Source organism: Rathayibacter sp. PhB186, assembly GCF_003751825.1.
Taxonomy (GTDB): Bacteria; Actinomycetota; Actinomycetes; order Actinomycetales; family Microbacteriaceae; genus Rathayibacter; species Rathayibacter festucae.
The window spans coordinates 367,043-388,953 of record NZ_RJKO01000001.1 but is presented as its reverse complement, the minus strand read 5'-3'; the positions used below and the strand labels follow the sequence as shown (position 1 = coordinate 388,953).

The following is a 21,911-nucleotide window of genomic DNA, read 5'->3' as shown; positions in this document are numbered from 1 at the left end:
GACTAACCTATCCGCCTCGCGGGATGCCCCTTCGGGAGGGTCCCGACAATCTCCGCCGCTGCCGTGAGGAGCTTGTCGACAGAACTCGCCTCGCCGACGGACACCCGGATGCCCTCGGGCGGGAAGGCGCGGACGACCACGCCGGCCCGCTCGAAGACCGCCGCGGCCGCCTCCGTCTGCTCGCGGGTGTCGAACCAGAGGAAGTTCGCCTCGGACTTCGGGATGGTCCAGCCCTGGTCGAGCAGCGCCTGCCAGAGGTGGTCGCGGAGCTGGGCGATGCGGCCGACGCGCTCGAGCAGCTCCTCGCGGTGCTCGAGCGAGGCGACCGCCGCGGTCTCCGCGAAGCGGGTGACCGAGAGGGGGATGGCGGTCGAGCGGGCGGCGTCGAGGATCCGCGGGTGCCCGATCGCGTAGCCGACGCGCAGCCCCGCCAGTCCGTAGGCCTTGGAGAAGGTGCGGGCGACGACGAGGTTGGGGTGGCGGCCGAGGAGGGTCGCGCCGTCCACCGCGCGCTCGTCGCCGACGAACTCGGCGTAGGCCTCGTCGAGCAGGACGAGGACGTCGGCCGGCACCTGCTCGAGGAAGGCCGCCACGTCGTCCGCGGTGGCGACGGTCCCGGTGGGGTTGTTGGGGCTGCAGACGATCACCAGACGGGTGCGCTCGGTGATCGCCTGCGCCATCGCGTCGAGGTCGTGCGTGTCGTCGGCGCGCAGGGGGATGCGCACGCCGGTGGCGCCGGCGGTGGTGATGAGGGAGGGGTAGGCCTCGAAGGAGCGCCAGGCGTGCACGACCTCGTCGCCCGGCCCTGCGGCGGCGGTGATCAGCTGGGCGATGACGGCGACGGAGCCCGCTCCGACGATCACCTCGTCGATCCCGACGCCGTAGCTCTCGGCGAGCGCCGTCCGGAGCGCCGTGGCCGCGGCGTCCGGGTAGCGGTTGAAGTCGGTGATCGCCTGCACCCGCTCGAGCACCGAGGGCAGCGGATCGAACGGGTTCTCGTTGGAGGAGAGCTTGAACGCGTCCGCGGAGGCGGCGCGGCCCTGGCGGTAGGCCGGCAGAGCGAGGATCTCGGGGCGGAGGCGGACGGGTGGCTCCTGCTGGTCGGTCACCCGGACCATGCTATTCGGGCGGCGGCCGGGCGAGCCGCGCGAGGCACCCTTCCCCGCCGCCGGTGCGCCCGGGTGGAGGCGGGCTGCGCCAGAGTGGAGGCATGCGCAGACTCCTCCTCGGCCTCGCCACCAACGCCGTCGCCCTCTGGCTGACCACGCTCGTCGTCGCGGGCGTCCGCGTCGATCCGTACGAGCAGGGGCCGACCGCCGCGGTGCTCACGTACCTCCTCGTCGCAGTGATCTTCGGCGTCGTCAACTCCGTGGTCGGCGGGGTGGTCCGCGTCGTGGCCTTCCCGCTGTACGTGCTGACGCTCGGTCTCGTCTCCTTCCTGGTGAACGGCCTGCTCCTGCTGCTGACGGCCTGGATCAGCGGCCTCTTCGGCTTCGGCCTGGTCGTGGACGGCTTCTGGTGGGGCGTCCTCGGCGCCCTGGTGCTCGCGATCGTCAACTGGTTCATCGGGCTGCTCCTTCGCCCCTTCGCTCGCGACCGCCGCCGGGACTGACCGGCACGGTCGTCAGCCGGGCGGCGACGCGCGAGTCCGGCGCTCCCCGCCAGAGCGGGAACAGCGCGGCCCCTGTCGCCGCGAGCCGGGGGTCGGCCGCCGCATCGAGGGCGCGCCCGGTCGCGACGTAGGCGTCGAGGGCGTGCGCGGGCACCGGGGTGTCCCGCACGATCCCCGCCGGGGAGTCGCGCTCGACCAGCACGACCCCCGGCTCCTCCGCCGCCGTCCGGCTGAAGCCGCTGAGCGCCGGCACCAGGTCGTCGGAGTGCTCGATCGAGAGCGAGCGCGTCCCCTCCGGCAGGTCCAGCCCGCGCACCGGACTGCCGAAGGTGACGACGTCGTGCACGTCGTAGCGCCCCGACTGCGCCACCCGGAGGGCGACCAGCCCGCCCTGCGAGTGCGCGGCGATCGTGACGGGAGCCCCGGCGGGGATCCCGGCCGCCGCCATCGCCGCGAGCGCTCCCTCGACGGAGGCGGCGCGCCCGCCCGCCATCGCCTGCAGGTTCGACGGAGCCCCGAAGGCCTGCTCCGGGTCGGCGCTCCAGTCGGTGGTGCCGGAGAGCGTGACGAGCCACTCCCCGCCGTAGCGCTCGATCACCACCTGCGGACCGTCGGGATCGCTCGGCGGGATCCGCGCCGCGAGCTCCCCCCAGCCCGCCGGCGCGGCGAGCGGGTCCACCGGCGGCGGCACCCGCTCCACCCGCGGCTCCCGCTCACCCGGCGCCGGCAGCACGCCGAACACCGTCCCCAGAATGACGAGCGCCCCCGCCGCCGACTGCACCCCGTTCCCGATCACCTGCTCGGACGTCGGTCGCCCCACCGCGTCGGCCAGCGGCGGCGGGAGCAGCAGCACCCCGATCTCGGTGCCGAGGCCGATCGAGGAGATCACCCCGCGCAGGCCCTCGATCAGGAGCGGGTCGCCCAGCAGCGCCCGGACGAGGTCCTCCCCCTCCTCCTTCAGGTCGGCCTCGGCACCCTCGTCCCCCGCGAGGGCTCGCGCCGCCGCCGAGACCGACCCGAACGCCGCGTCGGCCACCGCCCGGACCAGCACCGCGGCGTCCTCGACGGCGCCGGGAAGCCGCCGCGCGAGGGACTCGCCCGCACGTCGCTCGAAGAGCGCGACGGCGGTCTGAGGCCCGAGGATCCCCGGCATCCCCGGCACCGCGTCCTCCTCCGCCCGCTCGTACTCCGCCGCCGCCGCGGCGAGCGCCTCCCTGAGCGCCACCGCGTCGGCCTCGAGCAGGCGGAGCCGATCGCCGAGCGCCGCCGGCTCACCCGCCCGGGCCGGCGCCGCGAGCATCACCGCGGGGACGAGCCCGTCGCCGAGCACCGCGCACTCGGCCAGCCCCGCCGCGAGCCCCTCGAGCGTCCGCCGGCGCTCGTCGAGCTCGGCCGTCTCCACCCGCACCGGGGACGGCGCCCTCATCCGCCCGCCCCCACGGCCAGCCCGTGGGCCGCCGCCTCCGCCGTCGCGAGCCCGGCCAGCAGCTCGGCCGTCCGCTCGGCGTACTCCCGCGCCGCCGCCCCCTCCCAGTCGGCGTCGGGCAGGAGTCCGCCCGCCTCCCCGCGGAGCACCCCGATCCGCTCGGCGAGCGCCGCCACCGCCGCGCTCGGCCACGGCGCCGCCGCACCCGTCGCTGCCCCTGCAGCCGCCTCGACGCCCATCCGCCACCTCCCTTCTCTCGATGCCCGCGGCCAGCCTCGGGCACCGCGGTCGGCCGCGGGCGGGCGCTCCCCGGAACGGTGGAGAGGTTGAGAATCCGCCCGCTGTGGAGGACCGCCGGTGCGCCATGATGGGCGGGTGACCCCCTCTTCCGCGCCGTCGGCGTTCGCCGTGTGCTTCGTCTGCACCGGCAACATCTGCCGGTCGCCGATGGCGGAGGTGGTGCTGCGCTCCCTCGCCGAGCAGGCAGGGCTCGGCTCGGTCATCACGATCACCTCCGCCGGCACCGGCGAGTGGCACCTCGGCGAGCACGCCGACCACCGTGCCCTCGAGGCGCTCGATCGCCGCGGGCTCGACGGCGCCCCGCACCGCGCGCGGCTCTTCGACCCCGCGCTCTTCGAGGAGTTCGACCTCGTCGTCGCCCTCGATCACGGCCATGAGCGGGCACTGCGCTCCTGGGCGCGCACCGACGTCGACCGGCAGAAGATCCGGCGCCTGCTCGCCTTCGAGCCGGGCCTCTCGGCGCAGGGCGACGTCCCCGACCCCTACTATTCCGATGCGGCGGCGTTCGACTCGGTGCTCGCGCTGATCGAGCGCGCGTGCCGGGCGCTCTTCGCCCAGATCGAACCGGGACTGCGCGGCAACCGCACGGTCCGCACCGACCCGCGATCGAGCCTCCAGAGCACGCGGGACCCCCGAGAACCGGAAGGCACCACCGCATGACCTCGCTCCCTCCCCAGCCGCTCAGCCCGCTCGACGGCCGCTACAGCGCCGCCGTCTCCGCCCTCGGCGAGCACCTGTCGGAGGCCGGGCTGAATCGCGCCCGCGTGCACGTGGAGGTGGAGTGGCTGCTCGCCCTCACCGACCGCCGCCTCTTCGGCTCCGAACCGGTCGAGGCCGCCGCCGCCGAGGAGCTCCGCCGCCGCGCCCGCGACTTCGGCCAGCCCGAGATCGACCGCCTGGCCGAGCTCGAGGCCGTCACCCGCCACGACGTGAAGGCCGTCGAGTACCTCGTGCGCCAGTGGCTCGCCGAGCTGGGCCTGGACCGCATCGCCGAGCTCACCCACTTCGCCGCGACCAGCGAGGACATCAACAACCTCTCCTACGCGCTCGTCGTCCGCCGGGCGGTCGAGGACGTCTGGCTGCCGAAGCTGCGCTCGGTCGTCGCCTCCCTGCGCGAGCTCGCCGTCCGCTACCGCGACGAGTCGATGCTCAGCCGCACCCACGGCCAGCCCGCCACGCCGACCACGATGGGCAAGGAGTTCGCCGTCTACGCGTTCCGCCTCGAGCGGGTCGTCGTGCAGCTCGAGGCCACGGAGTACCTCGGCAAGTTCAGCGGAGCGACCGGCACCTTCGCGGCGCACCTCGCCGCGGATCCGGACACCGACTGGGCGGCCCTCGCGGCGGAGTTCGTCGGCTCCCTCGGCCTCGTCTTCAATCCGCTGACCACCCAGATCGAGTCGCACGACTGGCAGGCCGAGCTCTACGGCAAGGCCGCGCACGCGAACCGGATCCTGCACAACATCTGCACCGACGTCTGGACCTACATCTCGCTCGGCTACTTCCGGCAGATCCCGCAGGCCGGCGCGACCGGCTCGTCGACGATGCCGCACAAGATCAACCCGATCCGGTTCGAGAACGCCGAGGCGAACCTCGAGCTCTCCAGCGCGCTGCTCGACTCGCTCGCGCAGACCCTGGTCACCTCGCGGCTGCAGCGCGACCTCACCGACTCGACGACCCAGCGCAACATCGGCGTCGCGTTCGGCCACTCGCTGCTCGCGCTCGACAACATCGCCCGCGGGCTGCTCGAGATCGACCTCGACCCGCGCGCCCTCGCCGCCGACCTCGACACCAACTGGGAGGTGCTCGCGGAGGCGATCCAGACCGTCATCCGCGCCGAAGTCGTCGCGGGACGCTCCTCGATCACGGACCCGTACGCGATGCTCAAGGACCTCACCCGCGGCAAGCGCCTCGGCGCCGAGGACCTCGCGGTCTTCGTCGACGGCCTCGACATCGGCGCTGCCGCGAAGGTCCGTCTGCTCGCGCTGACGCCCGCCGGCTACACCGGGCTGGCCTCCGAGCTGGTCGACCGCCTGAGCTGAGACGCGACCGAGCCCGACCGCGAGCGAGCTCGACGGCAACGGGCTCCGGCGCGGATGTCGGGGGTCGTGCCTAGGGTCGGAGCATGTCCCCCGATGCGGTCCCCCCGGACTGCGCCCTCGACGGCTGCCGCACGGCCGCCGAGTCGGGCGCGCCGGTGGCGCTCTGCAGCGCGCACCTCGGGCTGGCGCACGACTGGGTGGCGCGCGAGGACGGCGTCGTCGACGTCCTCCCCTCGCCGTGCCTCGTCTGCGGCTCGCGGCTGGGCGTCCGGCACGCGTCGGGCTGGCTCTGCGCGGCCTGCGAGTGGCGGCTCGGCGACGCGCCCGACGGCGAGCTGCCGCCACCGCGGGTCGAGGTCGTCTACTACATCCGCTTCGCCGGGCGGATCAAGATCGGCACCAGCGGGAACCCCCGGCAGCGCCTGCACCGGCTTCGGCACGAGGAGCTGCTCGCCTTCGAGCGCGGCGGGCGGACGCTGGAGCAGCACCGCCACGCGCAGTTCGCCGTCGAGCGGCTGGAGCGGACGGAGTGGTTCACCCGCAGCGCCGCGCTCGACCGGCACGTCGAGACGGTGCGGGCGGGCGAGCCCGACCCGTGGGCCCTGTACCGACGCTGGTGCAGCGAGGCGCTCGCGCTGCGGACCTGAGACGCCGCGGGGTCGCGCGGTCGGCCGGCACGCCCCTTCGACCGGTCAGCGCGTCCAGGCGCCCGGTCAGCGCGTCCAGGCGTCGACGAGCAACGACCCGCGGATCTCGCGCAGCTCGTCGAGCAGCCGGTCCACGAGCCTCGCCGAGACGCCCGACGCGAGGACGTCGTGCGGCCCGAGCGGAGGCAGGCGCCCGGTCCGCACCCGCACCACCTCCCAGCCGACGGCCCGCAGCGCGCGGTCCTTCCGTCGGTCCGCCTCCTCGCGATGCCCCACGTGCTCGAGCCCGTGCCGCCCCGTGGAGTCGTACTCGATCGCCACCCGCAGCTCGCTCAGCACGATGTCCGGCCACGCCTCCAGGTGCTCGAAGAACGGCCGGCTCAGCCGCACCGCCGTGAAACCCGGCTCGAACTCGAGCCGCTCGGCGAGCAGCGCGCGGAGCCGCGCCTCGACCGCTGACGCGGGCGGAGGCGCGCAGGCGCTGACGAAGGGCTCTCCCGGTGGGAGCTGCGGGGTCTTCGAGCAGATCCGCGGCGGGCGCGACCTCGTCGGAGTGCGGGCGGGACGGGGTGACCGAGCAGCAGCGGACTCGGGGACCGGGGCCGACGGGCGCTCGATCACCGGCTCCACCGCGGGCCGCGGCGTCCGGGGCTTCGCGAGCGCCGCGCAGTCGGGACACCAGGACGAGCGCCGCCGCTCCCGGCCCGGACGGTGCCGCTGCTCCTCGGGAGTCGCGACGAACACGTGTCCCGCGTCGCACAGCCAGCACAGATAGACGTCGGCCGCCGGCGGGATCTGGCTGAGGACGATCCCCCCGTTGTACTCGGGCCGGTACTGGAGCACGAGCACCGGGAACGACGCCCATGCCTCCCGGTAGGTCCCCACCGGGTACGGGACGTCGACCCCTCGCGAGAACCGCCGCCGCTCCCACCACCGCCCGATCGCCTCCGCCACCCCCGCACGCTAACCCGGACCACCGACGCCGCGGCGTGGGCCAGGAGTCTGCAGACCGGTCGTGCTGAGGACGGTGGGTCTCGATACGCCCCTGCGGGGCTACTCGACCAGCATGAAGGGGCCTGCGGGGCTACTCGACCGGCATGGCGCGCGACGCGAAGCGGCTTCGCCGCTCGACGGGCACACGGGGCTACTCGTCGGGTGAGGGGCGGCGTCGGCGGACGAGCAGGGCGGCGGCGAGACCGAGGACGAGGGCGGTCAGGCCGCCGGCGAACCACGGGCCGGGATCGGCTCCGGAGTCGGCCAGGGTCGTGCTCACCTTCGGGACGACCGGCGTCGGCGAGACGACGGTCGTCTCGCCCGGTGCGCCGCACTCCCCGCGATGGACGACCGTCCCGTCCGCCGTGGCGAGCGTCTCGACCCAGTAGTAGTCGCCGGGCTCGGTGAACCGGGTCTCACCGGACCAGTAGGAGACGTTCTCGTTCAGACCGGGGGTCGTGGCGACGGGGCTGCCCGATCCGTCGAAGACGCGGTTCGCCGGCGTGCACGTGTCCTGGTCGCCGCTCCTCCTGAACGCCTCGAACGTGATCACCGCGTCGGCCGGGACCCAGCCGTTCACGACGGCCTCGTCCCGCACCGGATCGCCCACCTGCACTGCCGGGGTGGCCCGGGTGTGGACGTCGGGGGTGTGCACCGTGGTCGTCTCGCCGGGCGCTCCGCACGCACCCTGGGCGAGGATCCTCCCGTCGTAGGAGTGCAGCTCCTCCACCCAGTGCACGGCGCCCGCGGTGGTGAAGACGACCGGGGGCGAGGTGTAGGTGCCCGCCTTCTCGACGACGACCGGGGTGCCGGTCGTGTCCGCCACCAGCGTGGACGCGTCGCAGACCGGCGGCACGCTGTCAGCGGCGGACCTCGTGCCGGCCGCCGCCCGGTAGGCCTTCCACACCAGGTAGGCGCCCTTCGGCGTCTCCCCGGTGACGATCGCGTCGTCGGTCGCACCGTCGTGCACCGCGCTGTCGGCCTGCGCCTTCGACGTCACATCGGGCACGGTCACCTTCGTGGTCTCCCCCGGCACTCCGCACTCACCGCGGTGCAGGACCCGGCCGTCCTTCGTCCGCAGCGTCTCCACCCAGTGATGGACGCCGGGCTCCGTGAAGCGGACCTCACTCGACCAGTACGACCTCTTCTCGTTCCGCCCCGCGGCGACCGCGACGGGCGACGTCGAGCCGTCGTAGACCCGGGACTCGACGGTGCAAGAGGCCCGGTCGCCGGTCTGCCGGTACGCCTCGAAGGTGATCACGGCGCCCTCCGGCACCTCGCCGTCGACGACCGCCTCGTCCTTCGCGGTGTCCGACAGCGCCACGGAGGGCGTCGCCTTCGTGCGGACCTGCGGGGTCGTCACGCGCACGACCTCGCCCTTCGTGTTCCACCCGTCCGCCCAGCCCGTGCTGAAGAGCGTCTCGGAGGCGGACCAGACCCAGACGATGTGGCCGGCCGAGTCCGCCGGCGCGGTCGCGGCGTCCGAGGTGTACGTCCCGGGCCCCGTGGCGACGACGCTCGAGATCGTCAGGACCGTCGCGTTCTCCGGCCTCGTCGCCGGGACCTCTCCCGTGCCGGGCACCCAGTACGCGGTTCCCGTGAAAGTGACGGGGACGCTCGTCCCGTCCTTCTTCAGCCACGCTCCGGTGTCCTTCACCGTGAGGGTGTCCGTGGAGGTCGCGGTGACGGGGATCTCCTCGTCCGCGACCTGCGTCTCGGCGGCGACCCTGGTCGGCGAGAGGTGCGTCTCCGCGACGAGCCCGAACCCGTCCGACCAGGCGTAGCCGTCGGGCAGGAACGGCTTCACGCGGTCCGGCTGCGACGCCTCCTCGACGCGCCAGACCCAGGTGTAGAAGCCGGCCGAGGGGACCGTCACTCCCGGGGACGTGTAGGTTCCCGGGCCGGTCGCGGTCAGCTCGACGCTTCCGGCGACGGGCGCGCCCGGCGGCACCGCGTCGGACTGCACCGGCTGCTCGGCGTACGGACCGTGGAGCGTGCCGCGGTAGACCACCGGCACGGGCGCGCCGTCGAGGGTGCGCCACTCCCCCGACCCGGGCGCGACGCCTGCCGTGACGGTGTCGGTCGCCTGCGTCCCGGCCTCCACGCGCCGCGTCGAGACCTGCGTCGATCCGATCGGCGAGAACAGGGTCGGGATCGGCGCGGAGGCGGCCGTGGCGGCGGCGATCGTGAACGAGCCGTCGATCTTCTGCCCCTTCGACGCCGTCCACTGCTCGGAGGTCACGCCGGGAGCCCAGGTCAGGATGTTCCCGACGTAGCCGGAGGCACCCGGCACCCGGATCTCGTCGGACCGCGCCTCGACGGCGAAGGCGGGGCCGGCGGCCGGGACGACGCGGAACGTCCGCGACTCCCCGTCCTTCATCGTCGACTGCCCGGATCCGGTGTCGTCGAACACCGCGTTCGTCAGATGCACCGTCCCCGTCTGCCCGGGCGGATCGGTCCGAGCCGTGACCCGGCCGGTGCTCGCGCTCGACTGCATGTCGAGACTCAGCGACGCCGAGCCGGACGTCCGTCCCGGCCGCACCGCCGTCACGCCGGCGGCCTCCGCCCGGTACTGCCTCAGCAGCCCGAGCACGGCATCGCGATTCCCGCCGGCGCGGGCGCTGTAGTAGAGGTCGCCCGGCATGCCGTTGCCGTTGTACGCCGCGTTGTCCGCCACGTCCCACACGTACAGCGCGACGGCGGCCGCGGTGTTCGCGTCCTCCGTGTTCCCGTGGACGTCCATGACGTAGCTCAGCCGTGCGAGCTGATCTGGCGACAGGGAGTTCCAGTCGCTGTTCAGCGACGGACCGGCCGTCGGGCTGTACGGGATCGACGCCCTGATCTGCAGGCAGTAGGCCAGCGTGCCGTCCGGGTGACGGTACGCGCCGAGGAACCCGCTCCCCAGGTCGTAGCCCGCGCCGTGCGTGGCCGCCGATGCCGAGAGCGGCGCGAGGAACGACGAGGTCACCGCCAGTGACGTGCCCGCCCCGCCGACCAGTCCCGCCGCCAGGAGGCCTGCGGCCAGTCGGCGCCCCACCCGCATCCGGCCGCGGTGGGCGCCGCTCGGCGACACCACCGCTCGGTTCCGGTCACGCTGCGCGCCCACCGTGCGTCTCGCGGGCTCCCCCGCCCGTCGTCGTCGATCCATGCCGCTCTCTCCCCTGCGTACGTCGAGGCTCGCGCCTCACGCGAGCGCCGGATGCGGTCGCGTACCGGCACGCGAGAGGCGTGCCGACGGAGACCAAGGTAACCGTTCCGTGGAATCATGATTCCGCTGGCGCGAATCATCCGGTACCCAGACGGTGTGGCAATACACGCCTGTGGAATCCCGAAAGGGCCCCGTGCGGGAGGATGGGCGTCATGCCTTCATCCGCGTCGTCCACGAGGAGCCGAGCGACCCCGGAGGAGGCCGACCTGGCCGTGCGGGTGGTCGGCAGCGAGATCAACCGGGGGATCCTGCGGTCGCTCTCCCGCGCGGCGCGTCCCGAGCAGGGCCTGCTCTTCGGCGAGCTGGTGGAGGCGATCGGCCCGGAGCTGCCGACCGGCCGCGCCACGACGACGAGCCTCTACCGGCACCTCATCGAGCTGGAGGACGCCGGAGTGGTCCTCGGCAACCTCCCGCGCGAGCAGCGCCGCGGCCGCTCGGTCCAGTACCGCATCGTCGCGTCCCGCCTCGAGGAGATCTACGCCCGCAGCCTGGCGTACGCACTCGGCGAGACCGCCCGCGACGAGGTCTCCTCGTAGACCGGCCTGGTGACGAGGCGAGCGTGCTGCCGCGCCGCTGACGACGGCGGGTCTCGATACGCCCCTCCGGGGCTACTCGACCAGCATGAGGCGGGGGCGGTGCAATGCACCTGCCTCCCCCTCGCGACCGAGGCATGCAACCGCACTGCCGGCGAGGGCGGGTCTCGATACGCCCCTGCGGGGCTACTCGACCAGCATGGGCGCGGACGCGTCCGCAGTGCTCCACCGCAGGTGCGAGCGCACCGCGGAATCGCGTGCCAAGCGATTCCGCGCAGCGGAAGCAGGACGCTCTGCAGAACCCGACCAGCCTGTCGGCCGACCGCGGGAAGGGGCGACGCAGTCGCACCGACCCCAGAACCACAGCCCAAGCGATTCCGCGCAGCGGACGCGACACGCTCTGCGGGACCAGGCCGCCTCAGGAAGCCGACCGCGGGGAGGAGCGACGCAGTCGCACCGACCTAATGAGCACCGTCCTGCTCGTCGAGGTCGGCGATCTCGGCCTCGTCGGGCTTGAAGGTCAGCGAGAACATCGCGATGGCGACGAGGACGACGATGAAGGCGACGCCGAAGCCGATCAGGGCGACGACGAACTCGCGGGTCGACATCAGCACGACGACGCCGACGAAGGCCGCCATCACGGCGGAGAGGCCGACGAGCTCGAGCGGACGCAGGCGGTCCTTGCGGGTGGGGCGGAAGGTGCGCGGCGCGAAGTCGTCGTCGGAGGGCGACGGCTCGGAGGAGGCGGGGTCGGGGGCGGTCATCGGTCTCCTCCGGTGGTGGGGGTGGAGGGTGCGGCGGCATCGGCGCCGGCGGCCCACTTGAGCGAGAACGCGGCGATCGCGAGGAACACGGCGAGCATCACGGCGTACGCGCCGAGGAGTCCGACCGAGACGACGGGGTGCGGCGGGAGGAGGGCGAAGACCGCTCCGAGCAGGGCCGTGCCGAGGCCGACGATCACCGCGTCGCGGGCGGCGAGGCCGGTGCCGCGGCGGCCGCTGGAGAACTCGAGGGAGCCGGAGACGAGCGCCCAGCCGGCGATCAGCGCGATGAAGGGCAGGAGGGCCGCGACCGGCAGCGCGACCAGCGCGAGCACGCCGGCGGCGAGGGTGACCCCGGCGGAGGCGAGGGCGAGCGTGCGGCCGCGACCGGCGAGGGCGCGCAGGCCGATCACGAGGGCGACGGCGCCGCTGAGGAGCGCGAAGCCGGCGAAGACGGCGAAGCCGAAGGCGGGGCCGTGGTCGGGCGAGAAGGTGATCACCACACCGGCGACGGCCGCGACGGCGGCTCGCGCGAGGTGGAGGGTCCACAGTCGGCTGGCGGTGTCGGCTTCGGCCACGGTCGAGCCTCTCTGGTGGTGCGGGCGGGTCGGGGTCGCGCGAGGGCGGGGACCGAGCGGCGTCGCCGGGTCCGTCGGTGCGGTGTCCCGCACGATCCGGAGGACGCGCCGGCCCGGGAGCGGGCGGCCGCCTCCGCGGACCCTGCGATTTTACGCTCCCCGGGGCGCTCCCGGCGCCGGGAGCCTCCCGAGCGCCGGGATGCTCGGCCACCGTGCAGGTGAGCACCCCCGTTCTGAGCACGCACCGCGCGCGCCACGGAGAGCACAGCGTGTTTCCGAGTCGTAAACACCCGGGGTCCGATCCGCACGGACTCGTGGCGCACAGGAGGCGCTCGCTATCGTGGGTCAGACCCGCGCGCCTCACCCGGGCGCGATCACCACACCCCCCCAGGCCCAGGACGACCACCCCCGCCGTCCGGCCCGCCGCTATCCCCTGGAGTTGATGCCTTGAACGGACTGGATCTCGCGATCCTCGCGCAGCGAGCACGCGATCTGGCCTTCAGCAAGCTGGTCGCCGGCGGTTTCCACCGCTTCGGCAAGGGTTCCCGCATCTGCCTGCCCTTCCGGATCGGACCCGGGCAGGGCAAGCGGATCTCCATCGGCGAGAACGTGCTGATCAGCGCGAACTGCATGCTGATGGTCCCGACCGACGACGCGCCCACGCCCGCCCTGATCATCGGCGACCGCGTGCGGATGAACATGACCGCGATCAGCGCTGTGCAGAGCGTGGTCATCGAGGAGGGCGTCGGCATCGCCCGCGGCGTCTACATCTCGGACCACTCGCACGGCTTCAAGGACCCGACGCGCTTCATCCGCGACCAGGGCGTCGACCGGATCGCCCCGGTCCGCATCGGCCGCGGAGCGTGGCTCGGCGAGAACGCCGTCATCATGCCCGGTGTGACGGTCGGCCGCGGCGCGGTGATCGGCGCGAACGCCGTCGTCCGCGAGGACGTGCCGGACTACTCCGTCGCCGTCGGCGTGCCCGCGCGCGTCATCCGGACCTTCGCGTGAGGAGCGCCGTGCCCGACCAGACCGTGCCCGACCAGACCGTTCCCGACCGGACGGCGCCCGACCGGACGGCGCCCGAGCCGACCGCGGACGGCGTCGTCCGCGACGTCGTCTTCACCTTCTCCTACGAGACCTACACGGACGCGGCCCGCCGCGGGATGATGCGCCCGCCGGACCGGATCCTGCACTCGCTGATGGAGAGCCCGCAGGTCGGGCGCCTGATCGTGGCGAACCCCTTCCGCTTCCTGCCGACGACGCTCGTGCGCGGGGCCCTGGGCCGCGAGGTCGAGTTCCCGTCGACACCGCAGCGCGTCCTGCACACCCCGCTGCGCCTGCGCCGCTCCGACCCGACCGACATCGCCGGCCTGGAGAAGGAGTACCGCGCCTACGACCAGGGGATCGCGAAGCTCGCCGACGAGATGGAGCTCGTGCGCCCCGTCGTCGTCACGACCAGTCCCGTCGTGGCCGGCTTCTCGCCGTTCGAGTGGGCCGAGCACGTGATGTTCTTCGCCCGCGACGACTGGACGACCTCGACCCGCTGGAAGGGCCACTGGCCCGCCTTCCAGGAGGCCTACCGCCGCGTCGCGACCAGCGGCCGCTCCGTCACCGCCGTCTCGCAGGAGATCATCGACCGCATCGCGCCGACCGGCCCGCACGCCGTCGTCCCCAACGGCGTCAGCCCGGAGGAGTGGGCCGGCCCCGTGCCCGACGCCCCCGAGTGGCTCAGCCGCATCCCCGGCCCGCGCGCCCTGCACGTCGGCACGCTCGACGACCGGCTCGACGTCGAGGGGATCGTCGCGGTCGCCACCGCGCACCCCGAGCTGCAGATCGTGCTGATGGGCCCGCAGCCCGACCCCGGCTACCTCGCCCCGCTCGCCCCGTTCGCGAACGTGCACCTGCACCACTCCGTCGGCCGCCGCGAGCTGGTGGCGACGATGCGCAACGTCGAGCTCTGCCTCCTCGCGCACCGCCGCACCCCGCTGACCGAGGCGATGAGCCCGCTCAAGCTCTACGAGTACGTGGCGAGCGGCTGCCCGGTGATCTCCGTCGATCTGCCGCCGATCCACGGCATCAGCGACCGGATCCGCATCGTGCCGACCATGGCGGAGTTCGCCGCGGTCGTCGACGACGCGCTCGCCGACGGCCCGGCCACCGAGGACGAGCGCCTCGGCTGGATCCACGCGAACTCCTGGGCCGCCCGGCACGAGACGGTGCTCGACATCCTGCTCGACCGGAACGACGGCCGCGCCCGCGCGGGCGGACCCGCCGCGTCGGCGCTGCAGGCGGGCTAGGTCAATCCACCCAGGGGTCCGACTCCGAAGTAGCCAGGGAACGGGCGCCTCACTATCGTGGGGGTGGCACCGCGGCCCGTTCCGCTGTGCCCTCGTCCTCGGACGGCGAGCACTCGCCCAGGCGCAGGAGCGGATCACGCCGCGCCGGCACCGCGTCGCACCCGACGTCACGATCCTCACCCGCCCGAGAACCACCCGACCGACCAGGACCACGATGCAGCGCAGGCTCCCCGCCCCACCCCGCGCGCGTCCCCCTGGGCGTCGACCCGCCGATGCCCGGGACGCCCCCACGTCCTGACGCACTCCGGGGAGAGCGCGGTCACGACGCCGCCGGATCTCCCTCCCACCGGGCCGCTCCAGTGCAGAGCGGGGCTCCCACCCGGCTCCGCGCCGCCCCAGCACCACCAGCACCACCCACCCCCCACAACACCCAGCCCTGCACTACCGCCTCAGTCAGCTTCCGCCGGAGGAGAGCCCGAGAGCTCCCCCGGACGCAAGAAGGGTCGCCATGTCACAGTTCCTGTTCGTCTGCTCCGGTGGAGGGCATCTCAAACAGCTCTTCACCCTGTCCTCCCGCTTCGGGATCGACCCCGCCGACCAGCACTGGGTGACCTTCGACAACGGCCTCAGCCGCTCCCTCCTCGAGGGCCGCCGCGTGACCTACAGCCGCTTCGCCGCTCCGCGCGACGCCCGCCCGATCGCCGAGAACGCGCTGATCGCGCACCGGATCCTGGCCAAGGGCGACTACTCCGCCGTCTTCAGCACCGGCTCGAGCCCCGCCGTGTCGTTCATGCCCGAGGCCTCGCTGCGCGGCATCGAGTGCCACTACATCGAGAGCGCCGCGCGCGCCGACGGCCCCTCGATCACCGGCAAGATCATGGCCCGCCTCCCGGGCGTGAACACTTACACGCAGTACCCGGTGTGGGCGGACGAGCGCTGGCTCTTCGGCGGCTCGATCTTCGACGCGTACACGACCGGTCCCGACGAGCCGGTCTCCGCGATCCGCCGCGCGGTGATCTCCGTGGGCACCCAGGACCTCTACCCCTTCGACCGGCTGATCGCCGCGTCGGTGCCGCTGCTGAAGGACGCCGAGGTGCTCTGGCAGACCGGCCTCGCCGACGTCTCCCCCTACGGCATCGAGGGCCGCGCGAGCGTGCCGCACCACGAGCTGCAGGAGGCCGTGAAGGAGGCGGACGTCGTCATCGCCCACGCGGGCACCGGCGCCGCCATCACGGCCATCGAGAACGGCAAGGTCCCGATCCTGGTCCCGCGTCTCGTCGCCCGCGGCGAGCACATCGACGACCACCAGATCCAGATCGCCCGCGAGCTCGACCAGCGCGGCCTGGCCATCGCGGCCGCGCCGGAGGAGCTGACGGAGGAGCTGCTGCTGCGCGCCGCGAGCCGCACCGCCGCGCTGGCCCCCACCGTGCCGCCGTTCCGCTTCAGCCCGTCCCGCGCGCGCTCGCGCCGCCGCACCTCCGCGAGCGTCCCCTCCTGGCGCCCCGAGCGCGGCGACACCCGCTTCGAGACCGCCTGACGCGGGGGCCGCTGCGCCCTCCGCGCGCCGGAGCACCTCCGGCACGCCGCACCACCTCCGGCTCGCCGAATCCCCACGATTCCGCGAGCCGGAGCCGTCTCCACGTGCCGAGCGCCGCCTCGGCGACCTCCGGCACGCGGAAAGACCTCCGGCACGCCGGATCCCCGGGATTCCGCGAGCCGGAGTCGTCTCCACGAGCCGAGCGTCGCCTCGGCGGCCTCCGGCACGCGGAACGACCCCCGGCACGTCAGAAGCACCGGCTCGCGCGAGCCGGACGCGAGATCGCGAGCCGAACCGGAGCCGCCGGGACCTCCGGCACGCGGAAGCCGGCCCGGCACGCCGGAATCGCCGGACCCCGCGAGCCCGAGAGCCCGAGCCGGAATCACGTGCCGGACCTCACCCCCGGCACCTCCGGCACGCGGGACGACCCCCGGCACGTCAGAAGCACCGGCTCGCGCGAGCCGGACGCGAGATCGCGCGCCGAACCGGTGCCGCCGGGACCTCCGGCACGCGGAAGCCGGCCCGGCACGCGCCGGGATCGCAGGACCCCGCGAGCCCGAGCCGGAATCACGTGCCGGACCTCACCCCCGGCACCTCCGGCACGCGGGAAGACCCCCGGCACGTCAGAAGCACCCGGTCCAGCGAGCCGGGCACCGGATCGCGAGCCGAACCGGCTCCGTCGAGACCTCCGGCACGCGGGAACCGGCTCGGCACGCCTGATCCACGGGTTCCAGCGAGCCGGAGGAGGAATCGCGAGCCGGACGAGCTCGCCGCCGCCGGCGCGCGCGAGAAGCCGCCCGCGCACGCAGAAGGGCGGAGGAGCCGCAGCTCCCCCGCCCTCGTCCTGCCCCCTCAGCGGGCGCAGGCGGCGCTCTCAGCGCCTCAGGAGGCGTTCGCGAGCAGCGCCGTCCAGGCGATGTCCGCGAGCTTCGCCTGACCCGCCAGCGACGGGTGGAAGTGATCGACGTCGGAGATGTCGTCCGAGGTGACGTCGAAGTCGTGCAGGGCGCCCTGGTCGTAGACGCAGTTCGCGGTGGCGCCGCAGACGTCGGCGAGGACGTCGTTGTAGGCGTCGATCGTCGTCGAGACGTTGTCGCGGCGGGCCTGCGCGTCCGCGTCGTCCGAGGTGGGCTGGTAGAGCAGCGAGTTGCAGTTGGAGCTGCCGGCCCAGCGCGAGACGGCCTCGGCGTCGCCGCGCTCCGTCTCGAAGAAGTCGAGCAGGTTCGGCACGGAGGAGACGAAGATCGTCGCCTCCGGAGCGCCGGTGGAGAGCGTCGAGAGCGCGGTCGTGATGTTGCTGCGGAAGGCGTCCGGCGTGGTGATGTCGGCGCTGTTCTTGCGGCAGACGTCGTTCGCGCCGATCAGGATCGTGACCAGGTCGGGCGCGGCGGCGACCGCCTTCTCGGCCTGGCGCGGGAGCTCGGCCGAGGTCGCGCCCTTGGAGGCGACGTTCTCGATCTCGGGCACGGCGCCGACCGACTCGCCGGCGCGGCGGGCGACCGAGTCGACCGTCTCGTCCTCGCCGGTGGTCCACGACGCGCTGGGGCAGGGCTTGTTCTGCCCGCAGGCGGCCACGCCGACCGAGATCGAGTCGCCCATCGCGGCGATCGAGCCGGCCGCGAAGGGCAGCTCGCCCGAGGCGGCGGGCTCGGTCGTCTCGGCGGGAGCCGGGGCGGAGGTGCAGCCGGCCAGCAGCGCGGCGGCGACGGCCACGACGGCGAGGACGCCGGCGCGGCGGGAGCGGGTGGAGCGGATCATGCGGTGCCTCCCTCGGCGGCCGGAGTGGTCTGCGACGCAGGCGCGGCGGGGGTCGCCGGGCCCTTGGGCTTGGGCTTCCGGACCTGCTTCACGAACGCGAGGATCTGGTTCATGTCGCGGCGGTAGGCCGGGATCGCCATCGCGAGCGCCAGCGGCACCAGCGAGGCGAGTCCGCCGACGAGCAGGTGGACGATCGCGGGCAGGTCGGTGTACGCGCCGACGGCCCAGGCCGCGCCGAACATGAACGGCACGACGAGCGCGGGGCGCAGGACGGGCACGATCACGTCGGAGCCGCGCACGAAGGTGCCGCGGATCGCCAGCCAGAAGCCGGGCACCAGCAGCGCCAGGGTGGTGAGGCCGTAGAGCAGCGCGAGGCCCTCGACGCCGTTCCACCACAGGCCCACGAAGAACGAGCCGATGACGAGCGGGCGGGTGACGACGTAGTAGATCAGCTGGCGGTGCACGCGGCCGAGCGAGATGTAGATCCAGCCCTGCACGTTGCCGATGCCCTGAGCGATGCCCGCGATGGACAGCAGCGACAGGATGACCGCGGACGACGTCCACTGCGAGCCCAGCAGGAGCTCCACCAGAGGTCCGGAGAGGGCGGCGAGGACACCGAAGGTCGGCAGCGTGAGGTAGCCGATCACGAGCAGCGCCCCGCGGACGTAGCGGCGGTAGCGCTCGCCGTCGTCCTGGAGCGAGGAGAGCACCGGCAGCGCGACGCGGCCGAGCGGGCCGTTGAGCTGCTGGAGCGGCAGCAGGAAGAGCGAGTACGCCTTCGAGTACTGACCGAGCGCGTTCGCGCCGAGCTGCGAGCCGACGAGCACGTTGTCGACGTTGCGGGCGAGGTAGTTGAGCAGCTGGACGCCGAAGATGCTGCCGCCGGTCGTGACGAGCGGGACGACCTCGCGCGAGATCCGCGGGCGGCCGAACTTCGGCCGTGCCGCGACCCAGAGGGCGATCAGTCGGTAGATCAGCGCGCCACCCTGCAGCACGACGAGCGACCAGACGCCCCAGCCGAGCAGGCCGGCGATGATCGAGCCGACGACGCCGACGAGCATCGAGACCACGTCGATCTGCGCCATCAGGCCGAACTTCATTTCCTTCTGCACGCGCGCCTGGAGCGGCATGCAGAGGCTGTTGACGAGGAGCGTGGGGGCGACGGCGATCGTGAGGACGATCAGTGCGTCGTTCTGGTAGATCCCGGCGATGAGCCAGGCCGAGGCGGCGATGACGATCGTGCCGACGACGCCGAGGGCGACCGACAGCCAGAGCACCGACCGCCAGACGGTCTCGCTCAGCTTCTTCGACTGGATGATCGCGCCGGTGAGGCCGAAGTCGCGGACCAGGTCGGCCACGCCGACGATGGCCGTGACGGCCGCGAGCAGACCGAAGTCGCTGGGCGACAGCAGTCGTGCGAGCACCACAGTGGAGATGAGCTGGATGCCGGTCTTGCCCCACAGCCCACCCAGGGTCTGGATGACACCGCGACTGGCTTTGTGCCCGAGATCGGACCCGGGACGCGTCGGCGGCAGGTTCGGCCCGTCCCCCACGGTCGGCGACTGCGCGATCGCGTCGGTCGCCAGCGTCTCGGTGGTGTGCGCGGTGTCGTCGATCGCCGCCTCGATCTGGGCGTCGCTCGCCGTGGTGCCGTGGCGGGTGGAGGAGCCGCCCGCGGGGGTCGACCCCGTCACGCGCGCGTCGTCTCGTCGCGGTTCCATTCGGGTACGCCTCCTCGAGCGATGATCGACCGCGCCTCGAGGCGGGGTCGCAGATAGCCGTAGCAGTAGATCGGGAAGGCCGGCCACAGGGCGGGCCGGCGCAGGACGCGCTTCAGCAGCGCGACCGGGCCGCCGCCGCCGGCGCCGGTCTGCTCGGGCACGAGCCCGGAGGCCGCCAGCTGGGCGTTGCCGATCGCGATGCGGACGGTGCGCTTGATCTGGTTGCGCATCCGGCGCGGCGCCTTCACGGAGAAGGACCGGCCGGGGAGCGTCAGCCGCTCCTCGGGGGTGAAGAGCTGCTGGACGAAGCGGTCGTCCGCGATGATCTCGGGGAAGGCGCCGAACCGGCTCCGTCCCTCGGCCGACAGGCCGTAGATCCCGGAGCCGACCAGGCCCGGGGCCCGGTAGTCGGAGAGCTCCCAGATCGAGTAGTGCGCCCGGACCGGCCAGGAGGCCCCGCGGGTGTCGACGCGGAACTCCGGCGCCGCGGCGAGCGGTCCGCCGGGGCGGGCCAGCTCGTCGCCGAGCGCCAGGAGCGTCTCGGCCGAGACCGAGACGTCCGCGTCCACGTAGATCCTCGGGAGGACCGTGGCGAGCTCGTCGGCCGCGTTGAGGCCGGCGATCTTCGAGGCCCGGGGCGTCTCCGCCACCAGGATCCGCGGATCGACGGCCCGCGCCACCGCGGCGGTGTCGTCGGTGCAGCCGTTCGCGCCGACGACGATCTCGAGCCGGCCCTCCGGGTCCCCGGCCACCAGGGCGCCGAGGAGCCGGGCGATCACCGCCCCCTCGTCGTGCGCGGGGATGACGACGCTGACGCGTGCGCTCACGACTCGATCTGCGTCGGCTTGCGGACGACGTGAGCGCCGACGTGCGAGCCGAGGGCGGGCTGCCCGACCGGGATGTGGGGGCCCCCGCGGGTGAAGGCGGAGACGTGCCCCGCCTCCTCCGGCGACAGGCGCCGGCGGGTCGACTTCCGTGGTGCCTCCGTGAGCACCCAGGCCCCGACGGCAAGGAGGATCCAGAAGAGCATGAAGGACTGGAAGAAACCGAAGGCGTCGTAGAAGTACGCGGCGATCGTGTAGCCGAGCAGCAGGACCGCGATCGCGAACGCGAGGCTCGCGTACTGCGGTGTCGTGGTGCTCTTGAACGAGTAGCGCAGCAGCATCACGATCGGGACGAGGAACAGCACGGCCAGGCCGATGACGCCCACGGCGCCGCCGTCGAGCAGAGTGCCCAGCCACTGGTTGTCGAGGATGAACGCGTTCTTGTCCTCGCCCACCACGATGCGGCTGCCGACTCCCGTTCCGAAGAAGGGGTGCTCGCGCACGATCGCCATGGCCGGCTCGAGGTCGGCCAGGCGGCCCGCGCCCGCCATGCCCGCGGAGGTGTACTGCGAGGCGATGAGCGCGTCCGGGTCGAGGAACGACCCGATCATGTCCGTGAGGATCTTCGGGATCAGCACGAAGCCGAGGCCGAGCACCGGGACCATGCCCAGGAGCAGGTAGCCGCCGATCTTCGGGCGCAGGATGACGGTCAGCAGGAACATCACGCCGAGCGTGACGATCGCCGTGCGCGAGACCGCGGTGACGACGCCGAGCAGCAGGGCGAGGATCGTGCCGTAGTAGATGATCCGGCGGTTGATCTCGTTGAAGGGCCAGCGGGCGTACTTCGAGAGGTAGATCGCGATCGGGATCATCATGGTGAACATGACGGCCAGCGCGATCGGGTGCTGCGACGAGCCGAACGAGCGGTAGCCGCCGGCCCGGTAGGCCTCCTGCTCGGCGCCGAGGCGCTCGAGCGGCAGGAACTTGTCGAGCATCGTGAAGACGTTCTGCTGCGTCGCACGCTCGATCACCGCGAAGAAGGCGACGACGACGGCCGACCAGACCAGGAAGGTCAGGAAGGCCTCGACGAGCTTCTCGTTGCGCATCACGAGCCGGGCGACGAAGTAGACCGAGAGCATCAGCAGGTCGTTGACGATCGCGCCGGCGACACCGGAGCCGAGGGCGCCCTCGGAGATGAACTGCACGTTCGCGGCGATCGAGAGCAGGCTCGAGGCCACCCAGATGCCCAGCGGCCAGCCGAACGCGGCCGGACGCCAGACGAAGGTCGGGTCGATCATCAGCGCGACGATCGCCGCGACGACCATCAGCACGATGACGAGCCGGTACGGCTCCAGAGCGAAGCCGAGCGGGATCGGCAGCGCGTAGTAGCGCACCGGGATGAACATGATCACGCCGAGCAGGACGATGAACGCGCCGGTCCAGTTGAAGACCAGCTTGCGCGTCAGGTACAGGAACGAGATCCCGAAGAGGATCGCCCCCGCGTACAGCGGATTGAGGTAGTAGACCGCTGCGACGGCCACGGCCGCCAGCAGGACGGTCGACAGGACAGCGCGGACCGTGAAGGTCCGGCGGACGAGGATCTCACCCGCGTAGGGGTCGTCGTTCCCGGGGACCCCGAGCGGGGTCCCCTTCAGCGTCGGCGTGCTCATCTGC

At 73.3% G+C, this 21,911-nt stretch carries 19 protein-coding genes; 8 read left to right on the top strand and 11 right to left on the bottom strand.

Annotated elements, in window-relative coordinates; translation table 11 throughout:
- Positions 1-2: 2 nt before the first annotated feature.
- On the bottom strand, positions 3-1,118 hold the full coding sequence (gene hisC / locus EDF45_RS01710) for a histidinol-phosphate transaminase (protein WP_123705655.1): 1,116 nt from the start codon (positions 1,116-1,118) through the stop codon (positions 3-5).
- Positions 1,119-1,210: 92 nt separating this feature from the next.
- Between hisC and EDF45_RS01705 the strand changes: the two genes are divergently transcribed.
- A complete protein-coding gene (locus tag EDF45_RS01705; protein ID WP_123705656.1) occupies positions 1,211-1,612 on the top strand; it encodes a phage holin family protein in 402 nt (133 codons plus the stop codon).
- Here the strand turns inward: EDF45_RS01705 and EDF45_RS01700 are convergent.
- On the bottom strand, positions 1,563-3,038 hold the full coding sequence (locus EDF45_RS01700) for a hypothetical protein (protein ID WP_148060201.1): 1,476 nt from the start codon (positions 3,036-3,038) through the stop codon (positions 1,563-1,565). The two genes, EDF45_RS01705 and EDF45_RS01700, sit on opposite strands and share 50 nt — an antisense overlap.
- Entirely contained in the window at positions 3,035-3,277 is a 243-nt protein-coding gene (locus tag EDF45_RS01695) for a hypothetical protein (RefSeq protein WP_123734735.1), read from the bottom strand. The genes EDF45_RS01700 and EDF45_RS01695 overlap by 4 nt, the downstream gene beginning before the upstream one ends.
- Positions 3,278-3,413: 136 nt before the next feature.
- On the opposite strand from EDF45_RS01695, the gene EDF45_RS01690 reads away from it, so the two are divergent.
- The 3 genes from EDF45_RS01690 to EDF45_RS01680 all read left to right on the top strand — a co-directional run bounded on the left by EDF45_RS01690 (position 3,414) and on the right by EDF45_RS01680 (position 6,024).
- Positions 3,414-3,998, top strand: a complete 585-nt coding sequence (locus EDF45_RS01690; RefSeq protein ID WP_260311732.1) for a low molecular weight protein-tyrosine-phosphatase — start codon at positions 3,414-3,416, stop codon at positions 3,996-3,998.
- Complete coding sequence (gene purB, locus EDF45_RS01685; RefSeq protein ID WP_123734734.1) at positions 3,995-5,377, top strand: adenylosuccinate lyase; 1,383 nt, start codon at positions 3,995-3,997, stop codon at positions 5,375-5,377. The genes EDF45_RS01690 and purB overlap by 4 nt, the downstream gene beginning before the upstream one ends.
- A gap of 83 nt (positions 5,378-5,460) precedes the next feature.
- Positions 5,461-6,024, top strand: a complete 564-nt coding sequence (locus tag EDF45_RS01680; RefSeq protein WP_123734733.1) for a GIY-YIG nuclease family protein — start codon at positions 5,461-5,463, stop codon at positions 6,022-6,024.
- Positions 6,025-6,090: 66 nt separating this feature from the next.
- Here the strand turns inward: EDF45_RS01680 and EDF45_RS01675 are convergent, their stop codons facing one another.
- Both EDF45_RS01675 and EDF45_RS01670 read right to left on the bottom strand, forming a co-directional pair.
- Complete coding sequence (locus tag EDF45_RS01675) at positions 6,091-6,978, bottom strand: hypothetical protein (protein WP_260311731.1); 888 nt, start codon at positions 6,976-6,978, stop codon at positions 6,091-6,093.
- Positions 6,979-7,168: 190 nt separating this feature from the next.
- Positions 7,169-10,093: a hypothetical protein gene (locus tag EDF45_RS01670; RefSeq protein ID WP_123734732.1), complete on the bottom strand. Its 2,925-nt coding sequence runs from the start codon at positions 10,091-10,093 to the stop codon at positions 7,169-7,171.
- A 284-nt stretch (positions 10,094-10,377) separates the two neighbouring features.
- Here EDF45_RS01670 and EDF45_RS01665 point away from each other — a divergent pair, with 284 nt between their 5' ends.
- Positions 10,378-10,761 (top strand): hypothetical protein, encoded by a 384-nt coding sequence (locus EDF45_RS01665; RefSeq protein WP_148060200.1) that lies wholly within the window; start codon positions 10,378-10,380, stop codon positions 10,759-10,761.
- A 458-nt stretch (positions 10,762-11,219) separates the two neighbouring features.
- Here EDF45_RS01665 and EDF45_RS01660 read toward each other — a convergent pair whose 3' ends face one another.
- Together EDF45_RS01660 and EDF45_RS01655 are read right to left on the bottom strand one after the other, a co-directional pair.
- Positions 11,220-11,522, bottom strand: coding sequence for a hypothetical protein (locus EDF45_RS01660; RefSeq protein WP_243581097.1), 303 nt, complete (start codon positions 11,520-11,522; stop codon positions 11,220-11,222).
- On the bottom strand, positions 11,519-12,097 hold the full coding sequence (locus EDF45_RS01655) for a hypothetical protein (protein ID WP_132435084.1): 579 nt from the start codon (positions 12,095-12,097) through the stop codon (positions 11,519-11,521). The genes EDF45_RS01660 and EDF45_RS01655 overlap by 4 nt, the downstream gene beginning before the upstream one ends.
- A 447-nt stretch (positions 12,098-12,544) precedes the next feature.
- Here EDF45_RS01655 and EDF45_RS21890 point away from each other — a divergent pair, with 447 nt between their 5' ends.
- The 3 genes from EDF45_RS21890 (at position 12,545) to EDF45_RS01640 (ending at position 15,934) form a co-directional block, all read left to right on the top strand.
- Positions 12,545-13,108: a DapH/DapD/GlmU-related protein gene (locus tag EDF45_RS21890; RefSeq protein ID WP_123734729.1), complete on the top strand. Its 564-nt coding sequence runs from the start codon at positions 12,545-12,547 to the stop codon at positions 13,106-13,108.
- 8 nt (positions 13,109-13,116) lie between these two features.
- Positions 13,117-14,397, top strand: a complete 1,281-nt coding sequence (locus tag EDF45_RS01645) for a hypothetical protein (protein ID WP_123734728.1) — start codon at positions 13,117-13,119, stop codon at positions 14,395-14,397.
- A gap of 508 nt (positions 14,398-14,905) precedes the next feature.
- The gene (locus EDF45_RS01640) at positions 14,906-15,934 is read left to right on the top strand and encodes a glycosyltransferase (RefSeq protein ID WP_123734727.1); all 1,029 of its coding nucleotides are present in this window, start codon (positions 14,906-14,908) and stop codon (positions 15,932-15,934) included.
- An 882-nt stretch (positions 15,935-16,816) separates the two neighbouring features.
- Here the strand turns inward: EDF45_RS01640 and EDF45_RS01635 are convergent.
- The 4 genes from EDF45_RS01635 to EDF45_RS01620 are packed head-to-tail and all read right to left on the bottom strand — an operon-like array spanning position 16,817 to position 21,907.
- Positions 16,817-17,692, bottom strand: a complete 876-nt coding sequence (locus EDF45_RS01635) for a GDSL-type esterase/lipase family protein (protein WP_123734726.1) — start codon at positions 17,690-17,692, stop codon at positions 16,817-16,819.
- Positions 17,689-19,386 (bottom strand): lipopolysaccharide biosynthesis protein, encoded by a 1,698-nt coding sequence (locus EDF45_RS01630; protein WP_185020064.1) that lies wholly within the window; start codon positions 19,384-19,386, stop codon positions 17,689-17,691. Before EDF45_RS01630 ends, EDF45_RS01635 begins: the two co-directional genes overlap by 4 nt.
- Positions 19,383-20,240: a glycosyltransferase family 2 protein gene (locus tag EDF45_RS21135; RefSeq protein ID WP_185020063.1), complete on the bottom strand. Its 858-nt coding sequence runs from the start codon at positions 20,238-20,240 to the stop codon at positions 19,383-19,385. Before EDF45_RS21135 ends, EDF45_RS01630 begins: the two co-directional genes overlap by 4 nt.
- Positions 20,237-21,907 carry an O-antigen ligase gene (locus EDF45_RS01620; RefSeq protein ID WP_123734723.1) on the bottom strand — a complete coding sequence of 557 codons (1,671 nt, stop codon included), beginning with the start codon at positions 21,905-21,907 and terminating at the stop codon, positions 20,237-20,239. Before EDF45_RS01620 ends, EDF45_RS21135 begins: the two co-directional genes overlap by 4 nt.
- Positions 21,908-21,911 lie beyond the last annotated feature (4 nt).

What these genes read in the sequence shown, in the direction of transcription:
- hisC (WP_123705655.1), bottom strand. Translation starts at nt 1,118, where the DNA reads ATGGTCCGGGTGACCGACCAGCAGGAGCCACCCGTCCGCCTCCGCCCC.
- EDF45_RS01705 (WP_123705656.1), top strand. Translation starts at nt 1,211, where the DNA reads ATGCGCAGACTCCTCCTCGGCCTCGCCACCAACGCCGTCGCCCTCTGG.
- EDF45_RS01700 (WP_148060201.1), bottom strand. Translation starts at nt 3,038, where the DNA reads ATGAGGGCGCCGTCCCCGGTGCGGGTGGAGACGGCCGAGCTCGACGAG.
- EDF45_RS01695 (WP_123734735.1), bottom strand. Translation starts at nt 3,277, where the DNA reads ATGGGCGTCGAGGCGGCTGCAGGGGCAGCGACGGGTGCGGCGGCGCCG.
- purB (WP_123734734.1), top strand. Translation starts at nt 3,995, where the DNA reads ATGACCTCGCTCCCTCCCCAGCCGCTCAGCCCGCTCGACGGCCGCTAC.
- EDF45_RS01680 (WP_123734733.1), top strand. Translation starts at nt 5,461, where the DNA reads ATGTCCCCCGATGCGGTCCCCCCGGACTGCGCCCTCGACGGCTGCCGC.
- EDF45_RS01665 (WP_148060200.1), top strand. Translation starts at nt 10,378, where the DNA reads ATGCCTTCATCCGCGTCGTCCACGAGGAGCCGAGCGACCCCGGAGGAG.
- EDF45_RS01660 (WP_243581097.1), bottom strand. Translation starts at nt 11,522, where the DNA reads ATGACCGCCCCCGACCCCGCCTCCTCCGAGCCGTCGCCCTCCGACGAC.
- EDF45_RS01640 (WP_123734727.1), top strand. Translation starts at nt 14,906, where the DNA reads ATGTCACAGTTCCTGTTCGTCTGCTCCGGTGGAGGGCATCTCAAACAG.
- EDF45_RS01635 (WP_123734726.1), bottom strand. Translation starts at nt 17,692, where the DNA reads ATGATCCGCTCCACCCGCTCCCGCCGCGCCGGCGTCCTCGCCGTCGTG.
- EDF45_RS01620 (WP_123734723.1), bottom strand. Translation starts at nt 21,907, where the DNA reads ATGAGCACGCCGACGCTGAAGGGGACCCCGCTCGGGGTCCCCGGGAAC.